Origin of the sequence: Panacagrimonas perspica (assembly GCF_004364935.1) — a bacterium.
GTDB lineage: Bacteria > Pseudomonadota > Gammaproteobacteria > Nevskiales > Nevskiaceae > Panacagrimonas > Panacagrimonas perspica.
Genome location: NZ_SOBT01000008.1, coordinates 1,635,986 through 1,656,065, shown reverse-complemented (window position 1 = coordinate 1,656,065; position 20,080 = coordinate 1,635,986). Strand labels below are relative to the sequence as shown.

Annotated in this window: 17 protein-coding genes; 11 read left to right on the top strand and 6 right to left on the bottom strand. The window is 68.0% G+C overall.

Features of this window, described 5'->3' with window-relative positions:
- Positions 1-46: 46 nt before the first annotated feature.
- Both DFR24_RS07465 and DFR24_RS07460 read right to left on the bottom strand, forming a co-directional pair.
- Complete coding sequence (locus tag DFR24_RS07465) at positions 47-370, bottom strand: 2Fe-2S iron-sulfur cluster-binding protein (protein ID WP_133880659.1); 324 nt, start codon at positions 368-370, stop codon at positions 47-49.
- 3 nt (positions 371-373) lie between these two features.
- A complete protein-coding gene (locus DFR24_RS07460) occupies positions 374-1,384 on the bottom strand; it encodes an aromatic ring-hydroxylating oxygenase subunit alpha (protein ID WP_133880658.1) in 1,011 nt (336 codons plus the stop codon).
- A gap of 158 nt (positions 1,385-1,542) precedes the next feature.
- Between DFR24_RS07460 and DFR24_RS07455 the strand changes: the two genes are divergently transcribed.
- Entirely contained in the window at positions 1,543-2,154 is a 612-nt protein-coding gene (locus DFR24_RS07455; protein ID WP_133880657.1) for a TIGR00645 family protein, read from the top strand.
- A gap of 83 nt (positions 2,155-2,237) precedes the next feature.
- On the opposite strand, the gene DFR24_RS07450 is transcribed toward DFR24_RS07455, so the two are convergent.
- Positions 2,238-2,648: a GFA family protein gene (locus tag DFR24_RS07450; protein WP_133880656.1), complete on the bottom strand. Its 411-nt coding sequence runs from the start codon at positions 2,646-2,648 to the stop codon at positions 2,238-2,240.
- Positions 2,649-2,918: 270 nt separating this feature from the next.
- Entirely contained in the window at positions 2,919-3,752 is an 834-nt protein-coding gene (locus DFR24_RS07445) for an alpha/beta fold hydrolase (protein ID WP_246051547.1), read from the bottom strand.
- A gap of 135 nt (positions 3,753-3,887) precedes the next feature.
- Here DFR24_RS07445 and DFR24_RS07440 point away from each other — a divergent pair, with 135 nt between their 5' ends.
- The 8 genes from DFR24_RS07440 (at position 3,888) to DFR24_RS07405 (ending at position 11,295) form a co-directional block, all read left to right on the top strand.
- Positions 3,888-4,661 (top strand): SDR family oxidoreductase, encoded by a 774-nt coding sequence (locus DFR24_RS07440; RefSeq protein WP_133880654.1) that lies wholly within the window; start codon positions 3,888-3,890, stop codon positions 4,659-4,661.
- A complete protein-coding gene (locus DFR24_RS07435) occupies positions 4,658-5,452 on the top strand; it encodes an outer membrane lipoprotein-sorting protein (RefSeq protein ID WP_133880653.1) in 795 nt (264 codons plus the stop codon). The genes DFR24_RS07440 and DFR24_RS07435 overlap by 4 nt, the downstream gene beginning before the upstream one ends.
- Positions 5,453-5,464: 12 nt before the next feature.
- Positions 5,465-5,953: a nuclear transport factor 2 family protein gene (locus DFR24_RS07430; RefSeq protein WP_133880652.1), complete on the top strand. Its 489-nt coding sequence runs from the start codon at positions 5,465-5,467 to the stop codon at positions 5,951-5,953.
- Between the two features lie 202 nt (positions 5,954-6,155).
- Positions 6,156-6,632, top strand: a complete 477-nt coding sequence (gene gloA, locus DFR24_RS07425; RefSeq protein ID WP_211346598.1) for a lactoylglutathione lyase — start codon at positions 6,156-6,158, stop codon at positions 6,630-6,632.
- A 28-nt stretch (positions 6,633-6,660) separates the two neighbouring features.
- Entirely contained in the window at positions 6,661-8,154 is a 1,494-nt protein-coding gene (locus DFR24_RS07420; RefSeq protein WP_133880650.1) for an FAD-linked oxidase C-terminal domain-containing protein, read from the top strand.
- A gap of 3 nt (positions 8,155-8,157) precedes the next feature.
- Positions 8,158-9,345, top strand: a complete 1,188-nt coding sequence (locus DFR24_RS07415) for an FAD-binding protein (RefSeq protein WP_133880649.1) — start codon at positions 8,158-8,160, stop codon at positions 9,343-9,345.
- Between the two features lie 2 nt (positions 9,346-9,347).
- Complete coding sequence (glcF, locus tag DFR24_RS07410; protein ID WP_133880648.1) at positions 9,348-10,649, top strand: glycolate oxidase subunit GlcF; 1,302 nt, start codon at positions 9,348-9,350, stop codon at positions 10,647-10,649.
- A gap of 178 nt (positions 10,650-10,827) precedes the next feature.
- Positions 10,828-11,295 (top strand): 2,4'-dihydroxyacetophenone dioxygenase family protein, encoded by a 468-nt coding sequence (locus DFR24_RS07405; protein WP_133880647.1) that lies wholly within the window; start codon positions 10,828-10,830, stop codon positions 11,293-11,295.
- Positions 11,296-11,361: 66 nt separating this feature from the next.
- Here DFR24_RS07405 and DFR24_RS07400 read toward each other — a convergent pair whose 3' ends face one another.
- Positions 11,362-12,012, bottom strand: coding sequence for an acyl-homoserine-lactone synthase (locus tag DFR24_RS07400; RefSeq protein WP_162851096.1), 651 nt, complete (start codon positions 12,010-12,012; stop codon positions 11,362-11,364).
- Positions 12,013-12,320: 308 nt separating this feature from the next.
- Positions 12,321-13,520 (bottom strand): helix-turn-helix transcriptional regulator, encoded by a 1,200-nt coding sequence (locus DFR24_RS07395; protein ID WP_133880645.1) that lies wholly within the window; start codon positions 13,518-13,520, stop codon positions 12,321-12,323.
- A 198-nt stretch (positions 13,521-13,718) separates the two neighbouring features.
- Here DFR24_RS07395 and DFR24_RS07390 point away from each other — a divergent pair, with 198 nt between their 5' ends.
- Together DFR24_RS07390 and DFR24_RS07385 are read left to right on the top strand one after the other, a co-directional pair.
- Positions 13,719-15,122 (top strand): patatin-like phospholipase family protein, encoded by a 1,404-nt coding sequence (locus DFR24_RS07390; RefSeq protein ID WP_211346589.1) that lies wholly within the window; start codon positions 13,719-13,721, stop codon positions 15,120-15,122.
- A gap of 162 nt (positions 15,123-15,284) precedes the next feature.
- Complete coding sequence (locus tag DFR24_RS07385) at positions 15,285-20,069, top strand: AAA family ATPase (protein ID WP_162851094.1); 4,785 nt, start codon at positions 15,285-15,287, stop codon at positions 20,067-20,069.
- The last annotated feature ends 11 nt before the right edge of the window (positions 20,070-20,080 follow it).

Genomic DNA, 20,080 nt, shown 5'->3' with positions numbered 1-20,080 from the left:
GGGTGTGCTGTCGAATTTCGAGAGCGATTCCCGGGTTTCACCCGGGCTACGTGGGTGGGCCGATCTCGAGGTGCAGGCCCGACAACTCCTCGGTCATCGCGATCTGGCACGACAGGCGCGACGTCGGCTTCACCGGCACGATCTCGCCGATCGCTTCGAGCATGTCGGCCTCGTCCTGGCTTTTGGCCGGCAGCCGCACCAGCCAGTCGGCCTGCACGTAAACGTGGCAGGTACCGCAGGACATCATGCCGCCGCAGGTGCCTTCGACGCCGGTGTTGGCGTCGCGCAGCGCGTCCATCAACGCGGTGCCGGGCAGGGCATCGATGTCGAGCTCGATGCCGTCACGACCCTTGATGTGGACGCGCGCCATGGTTCAGATCTTGGTCGAGTCTTCCTGACCCGGATAGAACTGCTTGAACCATTTCCGGAACTGCAGCACCGGGCCGTCGCCGTCGCAGAGCAGCGGGTTGGGGCGGTACTTCTTGTTGTTCCAGACGACGAAGTCGACGCTCTCGAAGCCCGCGCTCTCCTCGCCCTCGGCGGCGCCGATCATGTGATCGATGACCTTCTTCGAGGCGTGCAGTTCGGGCGTGCCTTCCGCGTAATCGACGTGGCGGAACGACATGTTCATCTGCGTCTTTTCGAGGCTGATCGGCACCGAGTACGAGATCATCGTCGCCGTGATGCCGTGCTGGTTGAAGCGCATGACGTTCAGACCGGGTCCGTAGGCCGTGCCGACGATGTAACCCTTGCCGATGTCCAGCTTCATGATCGGGCCGTCGTAGCTGGCGTCCACCGGCGGAATGCCGGGCGCGCCGTGCAGGAACTTCAGGTGCGCGGTGTCGACGCCGTTCTCGGCGATTTCCTGGATGCAGGTGTTCGCAGTCCAGCTTCCACGACGCGCGCCCGCGTAACCGGTGGCGTCCTCGATCTCGGGGATGTACGGCAGCTCGAAGCCCGGCGGCTCGCACTGCGGGTGATACCAGGCCCACAGCATTCCGTACTTCTCGACCATCGGCAGCGTGCGCAGGATCGCCTGCTTCTTGACCACCGGCGGCATCACCTTCGCGTAGGGAATGCTCTTGCACCAGCCGGAGGTGTCGTATTCCCAGTGATGGAACGGGCAGCGCAGGTGCTCGCCGCAGACCTTGCCGCCGTGCCCCATGTGCGCACCCAGGTGCGGGCAGTACGGATCGCTCATGCCCGGCTTGCCGGATTCGGTGCGGAACAGCACCCACTCCTGGCCGAACAGCTGGACGTTGCGGATCTCGCCGACTTTCAGGTTCTCGGAGAAATCGACATGGAACCAGCCCACCGGGATCGGGAACGGGCAGCGTTCCAGTTCTTTCGATTCCAGCAGCATCTTGAGATTCATGGTGCCCATCGCAATACGTTCTCCTGTGCTGGCAATTCTGGCTGGCGCCGGGCGCGCGCCCGGTCACGATGCGATCAATGGTGGCTGCTCACGCGAGCGGCGTCATAGTCCATTCAGGTGAAACCTTCCGGTTGTTAGACTCCCCGCCCACTGAAAATCCGATTCCCATGGCTTCCTTGATTCCCCCGTCACCTCCCGGTTCGCCCTCCCTCAGCCTGCTGCCCGGGCTGATCTTCTCTTCGCGCTGGCTTCAGTTGCCGCTCTACCTCGGACTGATCGTGGCGCAGGGCGTGTACGTGATCCTGTTCGTCAAGGAACTGCTGCATCTGGTCGAGGGCGCGTTCGCGCTCGGCGAGCAGCAGGTCATGCTGATCGTGCTCGCGCTGATCGACGTGGTCATGATCTCCAACCTGCTGATGATGGTGATCGTCGGCGGTTACGAAACCTTCGTGTCACGGCTGGGCCTGCAGGGCCATCCCGACCAGCCGGAATGGCTGAGCCACGTGAATGCCTCGGTGCTCAAGGTGAAACTCGCGATGGCCATCATCGGCATCTCCTCGATCCACCTGCTGAAGACGTTCATCGAGGCCGGATCGATCGGGGCCTACCCGTTGTGCTCGGCGGTGGAGGCGGGGGTGCGCTGCACCGCGATCACGTCGCAGGGCGTGATGTGGCAGACCATCATCCACATGGCATTCATCGTGTCGGCCATCGGCATCGCGTGGACCGATCGGCTGATCATGGGCGCGTCGGGCGCGAGGCCCGCGACGGCGCACTGATGTCTCCGTAGCCCGGACGAAGTCCGGGGTTGTCGCCCGCCGAAGCGGAAACCCCGGACTTCGTCCGGGCTACGGGATCCCTCTCAGCCCGGCATGCGCTCGAACGCAGGCATGCCGGTCGGAATGTTCTGGTACGGCTGCTTGTCGATCGTGAAGATCGCGAGCTGCGGCTCCGGGTACGCCATCGGGTTGTCCAGCGTGCCGCGCTTGATGATCGCGGCGCCGGGGATGGCGGGCGAGCGGCTGAGCAGCGGCGTGCCGCACTCGGCGCAGAACTCGCGTGTCACCGGGTTTTCGAGATCCTTGCGCGCGAACTGCTTGGGCGCGCCCTTGGTGTAGTTGAAGCCGCCCGGCGGAATGACCAGGCACACGTTGGCGCTGCCACCGGTGATGTACTGGCATTCGCGGCAATGGCACTGCGCGTTGATGATCGGGTCGGCCGTCACTTCGTAACGCACGGCCTTGCAGTAGCAACCACCTTCGATCTTGCTCATCGAGTCTCTCCTCGTTCTTGTGACAGCGGGATGGGATGGCGCGAGTCTAAGGCGAATCGCACGGCGTTCGCCCCGCCATCACCGTAGCCCGGACGAAGTCAGGGGTTGCGCTCCGTATTCGAGGAGAACCCCGGGTTTCACCCGGGCTACAGGGGCTCCGCTGTTGCGCAGGAAATCGACGCGATGCCCGCAACTCCGTAGCCCGGGTGAAACCCGGGATCCCGTCCGCATTTCGAGCACAACCTTGGGATTCGACCGACCCTCGAAGGCTCAGCCGTTGCGCAGGAAATCCAGCACCGTTCGATTGAACAGCGCGCGGTGCTCGATCATCACCCAGTGACCGCAGTTGGGGACCAACACCATGCGGCCGTTCTTCAGGCCCTTGGCCAGCCGCAGGATGCCGCTGTCCGGCATCATCCTTTCGTTCAGGCCCCATAGCGTCAGCGCCGGGCAGGTGATCTCGCCGAGGCGCTCGGTGAGATTGGGCACCTTCAGCGTCTTCATGACCTGCGGGTTCTGCAGCTTCATCAGTTCGCTGCGCTCGTGCACGAGCTGATCGGTGACACAGGACGGATCGACGACGAACGCATCGATGAAGAACTGCTTCATCGCCTCGTGGGTGATCGGCTTGCCCGAGCCGTACAGCGCGAACATCGCGGCCATGCCCGGCATCGCCAGATAGTCGGGAAGATCGTTGAGGCCGCCGGGCGCCATCAGCACCAGGCGCTCGACCGTTTGCGGACGCGCCAGCGCGAGGCCCAGCGCCACCGCGCCGCCCAGCGAATTGCCGACCACGGTGCAGCGCTCGACGCCGGCCGCCTCCAGCGCCTGCTGCACGCATTCGACGAAGAAATCGAGCGTGTAGAGCGCGTCGGTCGGCTTGTCCGAGTAGCCGAAGCCGATCAGGTCGGGGATCAGCACGCGATAGCCGGCCTGCACCAGGTCCGGATAGTTGCCTTTGAAATTGCTGTAGCCGCAGGCGCCATTGCCGGAGCCGTGCAGGAACACCACCACCGGTCCCTGGCCCTCGTCGAGCGCGTGGATGCGGTGCCCGTTGGCGAGCGACAGGTAGCGGCCTTCGGGGACGGGCTTGGGGCTGGACATGGGCGTTCGGGCGGCGAGGGGCGCGTGCATCGTCCGCGCCTGCCGCAGGGCGGGCTTCATCCTTTCGGGTGACAGCGGCGCCGCCGGTCTGGCCTAGCATGGCGTACTCCCTGACGCCGAGGCGTAGAAGCCGGCATGTCCCACTCCCGAACGGTCCTCGTCACTGGCGGCACCAAGGGTGTCGGTCGCGGCATCTGCGAGGCGTTCCTGGCGTCCGGCGCCACGGTGATCGTCTGCGGACGCACGGCGCCGGCGGAACCGACGGGCGGGGCGGAGTTCATCGCCTGCGACGTGCGCAAGCGCGAAGACGTCGACGCGATGTTCGCGCAGATCGCGGAGCGTCACGGGCGTCTCGACGTGCTGGTCAACAACGCCGGCGGCGCGCCGTTCGCGCTCGCCGACAAGGCGTCGCCGCGTTTCCACGAATCGATCATCGCGCTGAACCTGCTGGCGCCGCTGCACCTGTCGCAGAAGGCGAACCACCTGATGCAGGCGCAGGCCGAGGGTGGCACGATCCTGTTCATCGGCAGCGTCAGCGCGCTGCGGCCCTCGCCGGGCACCGCGGCCTACGGCGCGGCCAAGGCAGGTGTTCTGAGCTTGGTGCAGTCGCTGGCCGTGGAGTGGGCGCCCAAGGTGCGCGTCTGCGCCGTGAGTCCGGGCCTGGTGCACACCGAGCAATCCGACCTGCATTACGGCGACGAGGCCTCGATGGCCCGCGTCGCAGCGACGATCCCGGCCGGGCGTCTGGCCCGGGTGCGCGAGATCGGCGACGCCTGCCTCTGGATGGCCTCGCCCGCCGGCAGCTATGCCAGCGGCAGCAACCTCGTGATGCACGGAGGCGGAGAACGGCCGGCGTTCCTGTCGGCTGCCGCGGCCAATCGGGATGAGCTCCGGGAGAACAAGCCATGAGAATCCTGCTCGCGGGTGCGGCCCTGGCCATGGCGGTGTCTGCACCGCTCGTCGTGGCGGCAGACGAGGCGGCCAAGGTCCTGGAGTGCATGCAGGCCAACGTGCCGACCAGCCTTCGCGTGCAGGAGGTTGAATTCAGCACCTCGGATCGCTCGGGTACTGCCAGCACCCTCAAGGGACGTCTCTACGCGGAACGTGAACTGGCCCCCGACGGCAGCCGACTCGTCCGCGCGATGCTGCTGCTGTCGGCGCCACCGAATCTCTCGGGCGCGGCGTACCTGATTCGTGAGAAGGACGGCGACCTGCGCGACGGCATGTACGTGTACCTGCCGTCCGTGAAGCGGGTGCGGCGCGTCACCGGCAGCATTGCCGACGGTGGCCTGATGGGCACGAGTTTCAGCTACGCCGACTTCAAGCAGCTGCAGAACACGTTCGGCGGCGCCAGGACGACGTACGAGGGCGGCGGCGAGATCGACAAGCGGCCGACGCACGTGCTGGCGTTTCGTCCAGCCGACACGACCAAGGGTGGCTATACGCTGGTGCGCACCTGGGTCGACACCCAGACCTGCGTGCCGCTGAAGGCGGAGTTCCACGAGGGCAAGGACGTGCGCAAGCGCCTGGTCAGCCCGATCGCGACGCTCAAGCAGGTCGACGCGTACTGGTACGCCTCGGTCATCGAGATGCACGACCTCAAGCAGGACCTGCACACGACGCTGCGCGTGTTCGCGGTGAAGCCCGGCGGGGATATCTCCGGCGGGTTCTTCGACCCCAAGACCTTCTACCAGCGCTGACCCGGGAACCGCATGAGCCTGCCGCTTGAAGACTACGAGCTGATCCGCCAGCTCAAATACCGCTACTGCCGCTGCATCGACACGGCCAGTCTCGACGAGCTGCGCGAGCTGTTCACCGAGGACGCCGGCGTCTGCTATGTCGGCGGCAGCTACCGCTTCGAAGTGCAGGGCCGGGACAAGATCCTCGAGGCGATCGGGTATGCGTTCCACGCCGAGGCCATCGCGTTCCACCACGTGAACCATCCGGAGATCGCGCTGACGTCGCCGACCGAGGCCACCGGTACCTGGTATCTGAAGGACTGGTTCTGCGACCTGCGCAACAAGATCGTCACCGACGGATCGGCGCTGTACCGCGATCGCTACGTGAAGATCGGCAGCGAATGGAAGATCCAGTTCGCCAGCTACGAGCGCATCTTCGAGATCGTCACGCCGTTCACCGAGCCGCCGAACATCACGGCGCACTGGCTGGCGAAGCACGGAAGCAAGCTCCCGACGACGTAGCCCGGGTGAAACCCGGGATTACGCTCGCATGAGGAATGACACCCCGGGTTTCACCCGGGCTACCGTGCTGCCCGTGCAAGCTGTACGAACCGATGGCGCAACCGGCTTGCGCTGCGATGCCCCGCTCGGGTTTGATGGCGTATTCCCCATCCCATCGGAGCAGGCCGTGAGCACAGGCGTCGAATCCACCCGCGACTTCATCATGAGCCAGACCATGCTGCGCATCCGCGACCCCGAGAAATCGGTCGCGTTCTATCGCGACGTTCTGGGCATGACCCTGCTGAACAAGTTCGATTTCCCCGAGATGAAGTTCGCGCTGTACTTCGTCGGCTACCTGCGTCCGGAAGACGGCGAACTGCCGACCGATCCGGCCAAGCGCGCCGAGTTCACGTTCAGCCAGCGCGGCGCCATCGAGCTGACGCACAACTACGGCACCGAGAGCGATCCGGCGTTCGCGGGCTATCACAACGGCAACAGCGATCCGCGCGGCTTCGGCCACATCGGCATCACGGTGCCCGACGTCTACGCGGCCAGCGAGCGTTTCGAGAAGCTGGGCGTGGAGTTCGTCAAGCGCCCCGACGACGGCAAGATGAAGGGCCTGGCCTTCATCAAGGATCCGGACGGCTACTGGATCGAGATCCTGTCGGCGACGGGCCTGCGCAAGATCGTTTCGGGCTGATCGCCGGCGAGCGGGCAGGGAACCGCGCATGAGTCTGCGCATGCCGGCGCCGGACCCGGCCGTGCTGTCGGCCCGCGCCGAGGTCATCAAGGGCCTGCGCCGGATTCTCGAGAACGACGGCGTCATCGGCGACGACGAATCGCTGATCGCCTACGAGAGCGACGGCCTGACGGCCTACCGGCAGTTGCCGCTGGCGGTGGCGCTGCCGCGCACGACGCAGCAGGTCGCGCAGATCCTGAGGTTCTGCAGGGAACGCGGCGTGAAGGTTGTGGCCCGCGGGGCGGGCACCTCGCTGTCCGGCGGCGCGCTGCCGCTGGCCGACGGCGTGATCCTGGGCCTGTCGCGCTTCAACCGGGTTCTCGACATCGACCTGGAGAACCGCGTCGTCGTCGCGCAGCCCGGCGTCACCAACCTGGGCATCACCGAGGCCGTGAAGAAGCACGGCTTCTATTACGCGCCGGACCCGTCGAGCCAGATCGCCTGTTCGATCGGCGGCAACGTGGCCGAGAACTCCGGCGGCGTGCATTGCCTGAAATACGGGCTGACGACCAACAACGTGCTCGGCGTCGAGCTGGTCACGATGGACGGCGAGATCCTGCGCCTGGGCGGCAAGACGCTCGATGCGCCGGGCTACGACCTGCTCGGCATCATCAACGGATCCGAAGGCATGCTCGGCGTCATCACCGAGGTGACGGTGCGCATCCTGCCGCGGCCGCAGCATGCGCGCGCCGCGCTGCTGGGCTTCCCGAGCGTGGAGGCCGCCGGCCAATGCGTCGCCGACATCATCGGCGGCGGCATCGTGCCGGCCGGCATGGAAATGATGGACCGGCTCGCGACCTTGGCCGCGGAAGAATTCCTGCACGTCGGCTACCCGCTCGACGTCGAAGCCGTGCTGATCGTCGAGGCGGATGGCATCGATGCCGAGTGCGACCACGTGCTGGCCCTGGTCAACGACATCGCGACCAAGAACGGCGCGGTGTTCAGCCGCCTGTCGAACAGCGAGGACGAACGCCTGCGCTTCTGGGCCGGGCGCAAGTCGGCCTTTCCGGCGGTGGGGCGGTTGTCGCCGGACTACTACTGCATGGACGGCACGATCCCGCGCGGCCGGCTCGCCCACGTGCTGCAGCGCATGAACGAGATGTCGGAGCGCTACGGCCTGCGCGTCGCCAACGTGTTCCACGCCGGCGACGGCAACCTGCATCCGCTGATCCTCTACAACGCCAACGAACCCGGCCAGCTCGAGCGCGCCGAAGCCTTCGGCGCCGAGATCCTGCGTCTGTGCGTGGAAGTCGGCGGCGTGCTGACCGGCGAGCACGGCGTCGGCGTCGAGAAGCGCGACCTGATGCCCGAGATGTTCAGCGAGATCGACCTGGCACAGCAGATGCGCGTGAAGTGCGCGTTCGATCCGGAAGGCCTGCTCAATCCGGGCAAGGTGTTTCCGCAGCTGCATCGATGTGCCGAACTCGGACGCGTGCACGTGCACGCCGGGCGCGTGGCGCATCCCGAACTGCCACGCTTCTGATTCATGCAGACCGTCACTCGCGAAGCGCTCCGCCCCGGTAGCGCGGACGACATCCAGGCGGCACTGCTGGACGCCGATGCGGCCGGCTCGTCGTTGCGCGTGATCGGCGGTGGCACGCGTCGCTCGATGATGGGCGTCGCCGCTGCGTCCATGCGCGAACTCGACCTCTCCGCGATCAGCGGCATCACGAACTACGAGCCCGAAGAACTCGTCCTGAGCCTGCGTGCCGGCACGCCGCTGCACGAGGTCGAGGCGGCGCTCGCCGAGCGCGGGCAGATGCTCGCGTTCGATCCGCCGGACTACGCCGCCTTGCTGGGCGCGGGCGGCGCACGCACGACGATCGGCGGCATCATCGGCAGCGGGTTCGCCGGATCGCGACGGCTGTCGGCCGGCAACGTGCGCGATCACCTGCTGGGTTTCGATGCCGTGTCCGGGCGCGGCGAAAAATTCCGTGCCGGCGGCCGCGTCATCAAGAACGTCACCGGCTACGACCTCGCGAAGCTGATGGTCGGTTCGTGGGGAACGCTGGCCGTCGTCACCGACCTGAGCCTGCGCGTGCTGCCGCGACCGCAGTACGAGGCGACGGTGCTCGTCGAACAAGGCGATGCGTCGGTCGCGCTGGCCGGCATCCGCACCGCGCTGGCGTCGCCGCTCGAGGTCAGTAGCGCGGCCTGTCTTGCGGACGGTCGCAGCGCGATACGACTCGAAGGTTTTCGCGCTTCGGTCGAAGAGCGGCAGCGCCAGATCCTCGGGATGTTCGAATCGCGCGGATCGGTTCGTGCCATCGAGGAAGCGGAGTCGGCGGCCTTGTGGCGTGACATCCGCGATGTTGCCGTCTTCGCGTCGGATGCGCGCGTCGTCTGGCGGCTGTCGCTGCCCTCGCTGTCCGCCGCCACGGTCGTCGCCACGATCGCGAAGTCGGCCGCCTGCACCGCGCTCTACGACTGGGGTGGCTCGCTGGTGTGGCTGGCGATGGAGGGCGAAGCGCCGGCCGGCCTCGTGAGAGGCGAAGTATCGAAGGCCGGCGGTCATGCCTGGTTGATGCGCGCCCCGGTCGGCGTGCGCGAGCGGCTCGCCACCGCGCCGCCGCTCGATGCCGGCACCACGGCGCTGAGCCGCAGGATCAAGTCGGGCTTCGACCCGCAGAACCGGCTCGGCGACGGGCCTTTCTCGTTCGGGACGAATCGATAGCCATGCAGACCCGCTTCAGCGCAGAGCAACTGCGCGATCCGCATCTGGCGGCCTCCGAGAAAGCGATCCGCACCTGCGTGCACTGCGGCTTTTGCAACGCGACCTGTCCGACGTACGCCCTGCTCGGCGACGAGCTCGACGGTCCGCGCGGGCGCATCATGCTGATGAAGGACATGCTGGAGAACCAGCGCACGCCGAGTGCCGAGACGGTCAAGCACATCGATCGCTGCCTGTCCTGCCTGTCGTGCAAGACGACCTGTCCTTCTGGCGTGGACTATATGCACCTGGTCGATCACTCGCGCGCGTGGATCGAGCAGCGCTACGAGCGTCCCTGGATCGACCGGATGCTGCGCGGCCTGCTCGCCGGCTTGCTGCCGTATCCGCGCCGCTTCCGTTTTGCGCTGGCGATGGGGCGCCTGTTCTCGCCGCTGGTGGGACTGCTGCCGAACATCGGTTTCCTGAAATCGCTGCGCGCGATGCTGGAGCTGTCGCGTGCGCCCACCGGAGCGGTGCGCGAAGGAATCATCGCCGCGCCGACCGTCCGCAAGGCACGCGTCGCGTTTCTCGAAGGCTGCGCCGAGCCGGTGCTGCAGCCGAACATCCAGCAGGCCGCGACGCGCCTGTTCGCGCGCATGGGGATCGAGGTGGTGCCGGCGCCTGGGCAGGGTTGCTGCGGAGCGCTGGTGCATCACCTGGGCAAGGAAGCGCGCAGCCTTGCGTTCGCGCGCGCCAACGTCGATGCCTGGAGCCGCGTCATCGACGACGGCGGACTGGATGCGATCGTGATCACGGCGTCGGGTTGCGGGACCAGCCTGAAGGATTACGGTTTCATGCTGCGCAACGAACCCGCGTATGCGGCGCGGGCCGCGAAAGTGTCGACGCTGGCACGCGATGTCAGCGAAGTGCTGGCGGCCCACGAGTTGCCGGCAGTGACGAATCCTTCGGGCCTCATCGTGGCGTATCACGCGGCGTGCTCGCTGCAACACGGGCAGGGTGTGCGAGAAGCGCCGCGGCGCCTGCTGACCGAGGCCGGGTTCCAGTTGCGCGACATCGCCGAGAGTCACCTGTGCTGCGGCTCGGCCGGCGTCTACAACATCCTGCAGCCGGATCTCGCAGAGGCGCTGCGCGAGCGCAAGCAGAACGCGCTCGCCGCGGTCGCACCGCAGGTGGTGGCCACCGGCAACATCGGATGCCTCACGCAGTTGTCGCGCGGCAAGGCGCCGGCGCCGGTCGTGCACACGGTCGAGTTGCTGGATTGGGCGACCGGGGGGCCGGAACCCGAGGGCTTGTCGAGACGCACGTAGCCCGGACGAAGTCCGGCGTTGCGCTCCGTATTCGAGGGGGATCCCCGGACTTCGTCCGGGCTACGTATGGCCGTCCCGTATTGACGCAAACCGCCTTCAGGCATTTAGTTCGCAAGTGCCCCGCGCAACGACGCCAGGGCCGCCTGTCCAGACCGAGCGAACGACGAGGAGACGTCAGATGAAAAGCCAGGTTACCGAAGAGTACGCACAGATCGACCAGCTTCCGTGGGCGCCGTTTCCCGAGGCCCTGTCGAAGGGCGGCATCCGCTGGAAGCTGCTGCACGTGGGCCCCGAGATGGGCGCGTGGACGGCCTATTTCGATTGCCCGGCAGGGTCGTCGTTCAATGCCCACATCCATCAGGGCCCCGGCGAGTACGTGCTGACCAAGGGTCGCATGGACGTGCGTGGCGGCAAGGACAACGGCGGTGACACGGCCGTCGCTCCGGGCTACGGCTACGAGTCGGCCGGCGCGCGCCATGACCTCACCAACTTCCCGGTCGACAGCGAGTTCTACATGAGCTTCCTCGGGCCGCTCGTGTTCATCTCGCCGGACGCGCAGCCGCTCGCCGTCGTCGGCTGGAAGGAAGTGCAGGGCGCGTGGGCCGCGTTCATGGAATCGCAGGCCCAGGTGAAGAAGGCGGCGTGATCGCCGCCTGATGCGAAACGGGCCGCGAACAGCGGCCCGTTTCCATGCGTGCACCGTCGTGATGGATCAGGCGTCGGAATCCGTCCGCGCGGCCTGATCGTTCTGTGGTTCGGATACGGGACGTGCTTCGCCCGGAATGGTGTCCGGGAACAGGACCCGCTGCGTGTGCGCGTCCAGGTCCACCCAGCAGGCTACCGCCATGCAACGTCCCATCCGTAGCGGGGGGCCGAACCGGTGCAGCCGGAGCCCGGACGCGACCAGCAACCGCTCCAGGGCCAGGCTGGTCACCAGCACGTAGCGGGAAATCCCGTGCTGCGTCGCGAACTTCCAGGCATCCACGAACAACAGTCGCGCCGAGCGGCTCAATGACAGCGCGCCGGGCCGTGCAGTGCTCGGGGCGTCCACCGCGAACCGGCTGATCTCCCAGATGCCAGGGTCGTCGGGGGCAGGATGACCGTTCAAAAGCTCCGGGAAGACGTCGCGCAGCATGTACCCCTGCGTGGTCGGGCGAAGGCGCCAGCCGCCGGACACCGAATCGTCCGCTCCGGTGGTGAGCATGTAGACGCTGTCGTTGTCGTCGAAGCGGTCGTGTTCGAGGCCATCGAGAACCGTCACGTCCCAGCGCAGGCGTTCGTGGAACACCTCGTAGCGCAGCCGGTACATGCGCTCGGAATAGGTCGACGCGAACGCGGAATCGCCGAGCGCGCCGCGTACCACGCGCGTCGGATCCGGCTCGTCGCCTGACCTGTTGACCTCGTGAAGCATCACCTACCCCCGTAGTGACGCCGACCCCTGGGAATTCGGACGCGCTCGAAGCGCGAGGCCGATTATTCATGTCCGACTTTAAGAATCTATTTCAATTATTTGTATGTGTACATATTGTTTCAAGCTTTATGTCGTATTTTTTTCGGTCGCACGGCGAATTCGAGGCGCGACCGGCCGGCGGAGGACGGGCGCGTCATTCGGGGACAGGTAAGGAGGGGCTCCCGGACAGTGCCCGGGATCGGCGCCGCGCGGGGCGCCTCTCAGCCCAACGAGATCACGCTGTTGAGCAGCAGCCTCACGAGCATGGTCTGCCGCGTCACGCCGGTCTTCGAGAAGATCGAGCGCAGGTGGGTGCGCGCGGTGTTGCGTCGCACGTTCATCTGCTCGGCTGCCTCGTCCAGGGTCAGGCCCTCGGTGAGCAGCAGCGCGAGCTGGGCTTCCATGCGCGTGAGTCCGAACAGGCGCCGCACGAGTTCCTGCGACGGCTGTGCGCCGCTGGACTCGGGATCGCGCAGGAACACGACCGTGCCCGGGCGCTGTCGGCTCTCGGACCACTGCCCGAGCGGGATCGCACGGATGAGCACGCCCAGCTTGGCGCGGCCCGACGGGCGCGTGATCGACAGCGCCTGGACGACGCCGGGTCCTTCTTCGTCGGAGGCGGGCGAGTGTTCCGAGAACGCCTGCTTGAGCATGCGCTGCAGCTCGCGGCCTTCCTGGACGCTGTCGGCGGTGAGCGTGCTGCCGCTCAGCCAGATGCCGTCCTTCTCGCCGAGGATGCGCTTGGCCTCCTGGTTCATCTCCAGGATCTGCCCGGTCTGCGTGAAGCTGATGATGCCCAGCAGCATGCGGTTGATCGTGCCGGCGAAGAGCTGGCGTTCGCACTCGAGCGAGTCGAGCCGCGCATGCAGCTGGATCGAGCGCTTCAGGTGCGGCAGCAAGGTGCTGCACAGACCTTTCTCGGCGGCCGTGAACGGCTGGGCGTCATGACCGCGCGTGATGCGCAGCCGGCATTCGATGCCGTCGCGCGTGTACATGTCGGCGCCGAGCAGGTGGCGGATGTCGAGCGGCTTGAGGTATTCGCGATAGACCGGACTGTCGAGCCACTGCTTGCCGATCAGTTCCTCGGCGGTCACGACTTCACCTTCCTGCAGGCGCACGAAGGGATCGAGCGCGAAGAAGTGCGTCTCGTAGGACTTCACCGCTTCGACCGTGGTGCTGCCGGTGTTGATCATCACGCCGGCGCTGTCGGGCGAGGGGGGGCGCAGCATCAGGGTGACGTGGCCTGCCTGCAGCGTGTCGCGCAGCATCTGCAACGCGGACTGCCACGGCGGCGATTCGAGCGGGCCTTCGTAGATCGCGGACAACAGCCGGTCGAGCAACGGCCATGCGGCCGTCCCCGTGAGCGCCGTCGCGCCCGCGGCCGTCGCGGCGGACGCCTGCGATTTCGCCGATATCGCCATGATCCTCCTCGCCAGGGCCGACGCAGACTTGGTGCGCGGCCGATTCTTCGAAGCCGGAGTGTAACGGGGTCACACGCGATTGCTCCTCGTGCACTCGCAGTATCATCGCCAGCCGTCACGATGCCGCGACAAAGAGATCGCGGAATCGGTGCTGGGTCCGGGGGGACGATGGCTGCGCAGGGGAAGAACAAGACGCTGTTGAAGTTGCAGCGTATGGAAATGTCGCTGGTGCGCGCGTGGCTGGCGCATCCCGACCTGATGCCGGAACGTCATTTCCGCCGGCTGCGATACATCCTCGGATTCGCGCGCCTGTACCGATTCGCGCCGGGCGCCGCGCTGCGTGGCCCGCGCCGTCCGGACATCGATGTCGATCCCGCGGTCGTCGAGCCTTTTCGCGAGCTGGTGCTGCGCGCCCTGTACCGGCCGCTGCACCGCGAGGAGTCGCTGCGTGAACGTCTCGCACAGAGCGCCGCGGTGCTGTCGCCGCTCGATGCCGCGCTGGCCGATGCCAGACCACGGCTGCTCGCGCATCACCGCGCGGATTTCTCCGAAGCCGAACTCGACGCCGAAGTCGGCCGCAAGGCGCTGGTGACGATTGCCGGCGGCGGTGGCGGTGCGGGTTTCGTCTACATCGGTGCGGCGGCGCGGCTGCGCGCCGAAGGTCTTTCGTCCGACTATCTCGTCGGTGCGTCCATCGGTGCGCTGATCGGCGCCTTCCTGGCCCGCTCGCGCCAGCTCGACATCGATGCGCTGATGGCCTGGGCCAAGGCCCTGAGCCTGCGCAGCATCTTCGGACGGCCGCACATCGGCGCGACGCACACGCTGCCGGGCCTGATGCGGCTGCACTTGCGCGCGATGCACAAGGTGATGCAGCACCCCGATGGAACGCCGATGCGCCTGTCCGATCTCGAGATTCCGTACGAGGCGGTCGTCGGCGGCGTGCGCAAGCGGGTCTACGACCATCTGCCGGCTGCCGCCCGCACGTTCCTGTCGCGCCAGAACAGCAGCGCGCGATTCTCGAAGCTGCTCGCCGAACGCATGCTGATGCTCGGCACATTCGTGAATCCCAACGTCGTGCGTCCACTGGTGCTGGGCCGTGACGTCGGCACGCGCGGCATTCGCGTGGCCGATGCGGTGGGCCTGTCGGCCGCCATTCCGGCCGTGCTGCAGTACGAGCCGCCCGCACGCGACGCCCTCACCGACGAGATCCTGGCGCGGCTGCGCGAGGAGCACGAGGTCGCACTGTTCGTCGACGGCGGCGTCGCCGCCAACGTGCCCGCGCGCATCGCGTGGGAAGGCGTGGAGGGCGGCCGCATCGGCACGCGCAACGCGTTCTACCTGGCGCTCGACTGCTTCCATCCCCAGTTCGAACCGCAGCATCTCTGGCTGTGGCCGGTCACCCAGATCATGCAGCTCCAGCTGCCGAGCCAGCGGCCGTATTTCGACTGGCTGATGCGCTTCGAGCCGACCCTGTCGCCGGTCAACCTGCTGCCTTCGCCGCAGGACTTCGACCAGGCTTTCCAGTGGGGCTGGCAGCAGGCCGACGCGATGATCCCGTTCCTGAAGAAAGCGCTGGAGCCGGTCACCTGGCAACAGCCCTGAAAACACCGACGCGCGCCGGGGCATTGGGGTAACGTTGCGCTGTGTTTTTGCCGGTGCCGGGTACTGAAAAGAACGGGTCGGCAGCGGATCGGCGCGACGGATTCGCGAGGCCATGGGGGTTTGCGAAGCGAGGGGCCGGAGTCGGGGAACGAGATGGTGTCGATGCAGGACCCCGCAGCAGGTGATGCGAACGCCGAGGTGCCGGGCGTGCTGCTCGGTCGCGGCCGCTATCGCGTGCTGCGCCTGCTCGATACCAGCGACGTGCGCCGCCTCTACGTCGTGCGTGACCAGCGCCTGGATCGCGACGTCATCCTCACGCGTTTCACCGCCGAGATCGGCGCGCAGGAATGGCTGCGCAGGGCCACGCGTGCCGCCACGCGGCTGGGCGATCATCCCGGACTGTTCACGCTGCTGGATGCGGCCGGCGACGACGATGCCCCGTTCCTGGTCTGCGAATACGCCGACGGCGCGCCGCTGCAGCGCCAGTTGCCGCAGTCGGTCGACAGCGTGCTGGGACTGGCACGCCAGCTCTGCGATGCGCTGTCGCACGCCCATGCGCGCGAAGTCTGCGGACTGGATCTGGACGCCGCGACGATCTGGCTGACAACCGAAGGCCGCATCAAGATCGGCGACTTCGGTGCCGGCCTGGCGTCTCCGGCCACCCGCGATGCGGCCGGCGACGTGCGTGCGCTGGCGCAACTGCTGCGATTCCTCGCCGTGCGCGTGGAGGCGGAGCCGCGCCGCGTGCTGCTGGTGGAGACGCTGGATCGTCTGCTCGCCGAACCGGAATCCGCGCCGGCCGGCGGCGACGCCGTCACGGTCTGCGCGCTGGCGAGCCAGCTGGCACGGATCGCCGGTCCTGCCGCCGAACTGCGCGCGGCACAGTCCGAAGCCGACGAGGCGGCCGCCGACTTCTTCGGGCGCGATCGCGAACTGGCGGTGCTGCGAGCGGGCCTGCGTGCGGCGCAGAAGGCGCATGGCCGGCTGATCCTGCTGGCCGGCGATCCCGGCATCGGCAAGACCCGCCTCACCGAAGAGTTCGCGCGCGAGTCGCGTGCGGCCGGCTTCCAGGTGCTCAGCGGACGCTGCCACGAAGGCGAGGGCGCGCCGGCCTACTGGCCGTGGATCCAGATCCTGCGCCTGCTCGCGCGGTCGCGCGATGTCGCGTCGCTGCGCGCCCAGATGGGCGCCGGTGCGCCGGACCTGGTGCAGATGCTGCCCGAGCTGCGCCATCTGCTGCCGGATCTCGCGGCGACGCCGCCGGATTCGATGGACAGCGAACACGCGCGCTTCCGCCTGTTCGACGCCTTCGCCGGTTTTCTTCGCGAGGCGGCGCGAGATGTGCCGCTGATGCTCGTCCTCGACGACCTCCACTGGGCGGACCGGCCTTCGCTGGCCCTGCTCGGCGCCCTGGTGCGCGACCTCGCCGGCATGCGGCTGCTGATCATCGGTACCCATCGCATCGCCGAGGTCGGACCCGGCCATGCGCTGAGCGGCCTGCTGACGAACCTGAGGCGCGAGCCGGCCGCCGAACTGCTGCAGCTGCGCGGCCTGCACGAGCGCGACATGCGGCGCCTGCTCGACGTGCTCGCCGGAAGTCCGCTGCCCGGCGCGATCTCGCAGGGCTTGGCGAAGGAGTCGGAAGGTAATCCGTTCTTCGCCGGCGAGCTGTTCCGCCACATGATCGAGCGCGGCGTGCTGCAGTTCCGCAGCATGTGGGTGCAGGACGCCGACTCGCATGCGTTCGGCTTGCCGGAGGGCGTCAGCGCGGTCATCGAGCGGCGCCTGAGCAATCTGTCGCGGCCCTGCCTGCGTGCGCTCGAAGCCGGCGCGGTGATCGGCCGGTCGTTCGACGCGGCGCTGCTGGCGCGGGTCACGGGTGTCGCGATGGCGCCGCTGCTCGCGCTTCTGGACGAAGCCGTGGTGGCGCGCGTGATCGAGCGGCCGTCGAATGCCGGCGATCCCTGGCGCTTCGTGCACGCGCTGATCCGCGAGACGCTGTACCGGCATCTGCCCGAAGGCGGACGCGTCGCCGCGCACCGGAAGGTCGGCCACGCGCTCGAGGCGAGCGGCGGCCCGGTGCTCCCGGTGATCGAACTCGCGCACCACTTCCGCCAGTGCCTGGCTGCGGACACCGCCGACCGCGTGTTGCGCTACAGCCGCGCGGCCGGTGAATCGGCGTCGGCGCGATTCGCCCACGAAGAGGCGGTGACGCACTTCACCACCGCCATCGAGGCGGCGGCGCTGTGTCGCGACGATCCGGCGCGGCGCGTCGATCTGCGCCTGCGGCTGGCGGACGCGCTGCGCTGCGCCGGCGACTCGGAGCGCGCCAGCCAGACCTACATCGCGGTCGCCGACGAGGCGCGCGGAGCGGGCCTGGGACCCGAGCAGGCGCGTGCCGCGCTGGGGCTGGGCTCGGTGTCCTTCGGCGCCTCGTGGTGGGCCAGCCTGATCGCCGACCCGACCCTGTTGCGCCTGCTGCGCGAGGCGCGGCGCGCGGTAGGCGACGATCACCCCGAGCTGCGTGCGCGCATCGCAGCGCGCATCTCGCTGGAGCTGTACTGCACCGAGGCCTGGGAGTACTGCACCGACGTCGCCGACGAGGCGGTTGCCTACAGCGCGCGACTCGGGCCGTCGGTGGCTGCGGCCACCGCAGCCGCCGTGAAGTGCGTGGCGGCGGTTCGTCCGCACAACGGCGCCGAGCATGCGGACCGCGTTCGCGAGTGCCTGGCGCTGGGCGAGGCCTCCGGCAGTCGCGTGGCGGTGATCAACGCGCACGTGCTGCACTTCTTCGACTTCAGCACCTGCGTCGATCGCGATCCGCTCGACGCCTGCATCGACGGCTACCAGAAACTCGCCGACGAGATGCGCGAGGCGCAGCACCTCTGGTACGGCCTGATGCTGCGCGCGATGCAGCGCATGCTCGACGGCGACATGGCGGAAGCCGAGCGTGCGGCGGCTGCGGCGCTGGAGATCGGCCAGCGTGCCGAGGATCGCAACTCCGCGATGATCTACGGCGGACAGATGGGGATCATCCGCTTCTTCCAGGGACGCAGCGCCGAACTCGAATCGCCGTTCCGCGGCTTCGCGGTGCGCTACCCGGCGATCCCGGGCTGGAGTGCGGCGCTGGCCTTGTCGCTGGCCGAAGGCGATCGTGCCGACGAGGCGCGCATCGAGCTGGATCGTTTCGGCGCCACCGCGTTTTCGAGCCTGCGCACGGACAATCTCTGGTTCAACGCGATGGCGATGTTCGCGGTCGCCGCGCTGGCCTGCGGACACGCCGGCGCCGCGCAGCGGCTCTACGACCTGCTGCTGCCGTATGCGAACCGCTACGCGTTCTGTCCGCCGGGCCTGGGCGCGCGCGGGCCGATCGCGTTCGGGCTGGCCTGCTGCGCGCTGATGCTGCGGCGCTACGAGGACACGGCCCGCTTCGCCGAGCTGGCCGCGCAGAATGCACGGCGGATGCGCGATCGTCCGTTCGAGTACTACGCGCAATGCATCCAGGGCGCGGTGCTGGCGGTGCGCCCCGCGCGGGGCGACCCGGCGCGTGGGCGCGAGCTGATCCTGGCGGCCGAGGCCAGTTGCGAGCCGCTGGGCGTGGCGCCTCTGTCGCAGCGCCGCTGGTTCCGCGCGCGGATCCGGGAGATCGCCGCGCGCAATGGCAACGAGGCCGCAGCCGAAGAGGCGCTTGCAGGCGCCGGCGAAACACCGGCGGCCCGCAGGGGACGGCGGCATGGACTTCTGCCGACGCTGCGCCGCTGGAGCTTCGGCCTGCGCAATCGCCTCGACCAGTGGCGGGCCGCGATCGGCGCCCGCGTGATCCGCGCCGTGGGCGCGCGCATCCGCGATGTTCCGGACGAGAAGCTCGAGCGCCTGTTCGCGCGGCCGCTCGTGCAGTGGCTGCTGTTCACGATGATGGCTGGCTCGTTCCGGCCGCGACTGGCCTTCGGCTTCGAAGGCGAGGTGACCTACGAGCTGAGCTATCGCTCCGACGCGATGCGCGGTCGCGACCCCGCCACATGGACGCTGAGCGTGAAGGGCCGGCGTGCGCGCGCACGCAGCGGGCCGGGCCACGATCCGGCGGCGCACATCCGCATGAGCGTACCGACGCTGCTGCGCATCTCGTTCGGCGAGATCACGTCGGTGGCCGCGATGGTCGCGGGCCTCACCGACGTGCGCGGAGACCTGACCCTGGCGTCGCGGCTGGTCGAGATGTTCGGCGGCATCGCGCCGGTGTCGACCAGTGCACCGGACCTGCTGTCGCAGCAGACGGCGAATGCGCGGACGCTGCGCGCGCTGCTCGCGGAATTCGACATCGGCGTACCCGGGGCGAGCCTGCGCGAGGAGAAATCCGAGGCGAGTTCGCTGCTGGCGCAGCGGCCGGAGGCCAGCCATGCGATCGGTGCGGACGGCACGGTCACCTTGCTGTTCACCGACATGGAAGGCTTCTCGCGCATGACCGAGCAGCTCGGTGATGCGCGTGCGCACCAGCTGATGCAGGACCATCACCGCATCGTGCGCAGCGCAATTGCCGAGCACGACGGCTACGAAGTCGAAGTGCTCGGCGACGGCTTCCAGATCGCGTTCGCGACGGCGCGCAAGGCGCTGGCCTGTGCGGTCGCGATCCAGCACGCGTTCGACGACCACAACCGGCTGCGACCGACGCAGCCGATCCACGTGCGCATGGGCGTCCACGTGGGCGAGGCGATCCAGGAGCGCGACAAGTTCTTCGGCAAGACCGTGATCGTCGCGTTTCGCGTCAGCGCACTGGCGACGGCCGGCGAGATCCTGGCGACCCGCGCCGTGCGGGCGTTGACGGAGCACGAGGGCCGGTTCGTGTTCGGGCCGGACCGCAGTCTCGAACTCAAGGGTCTGGAAAGCCGGTTCGTCGCGGCCAGCGTGGACTGGAGGGCGATCGCCCGTCCGCAGGAAACGGCGGCGACCTAGCGGTTGCGGCG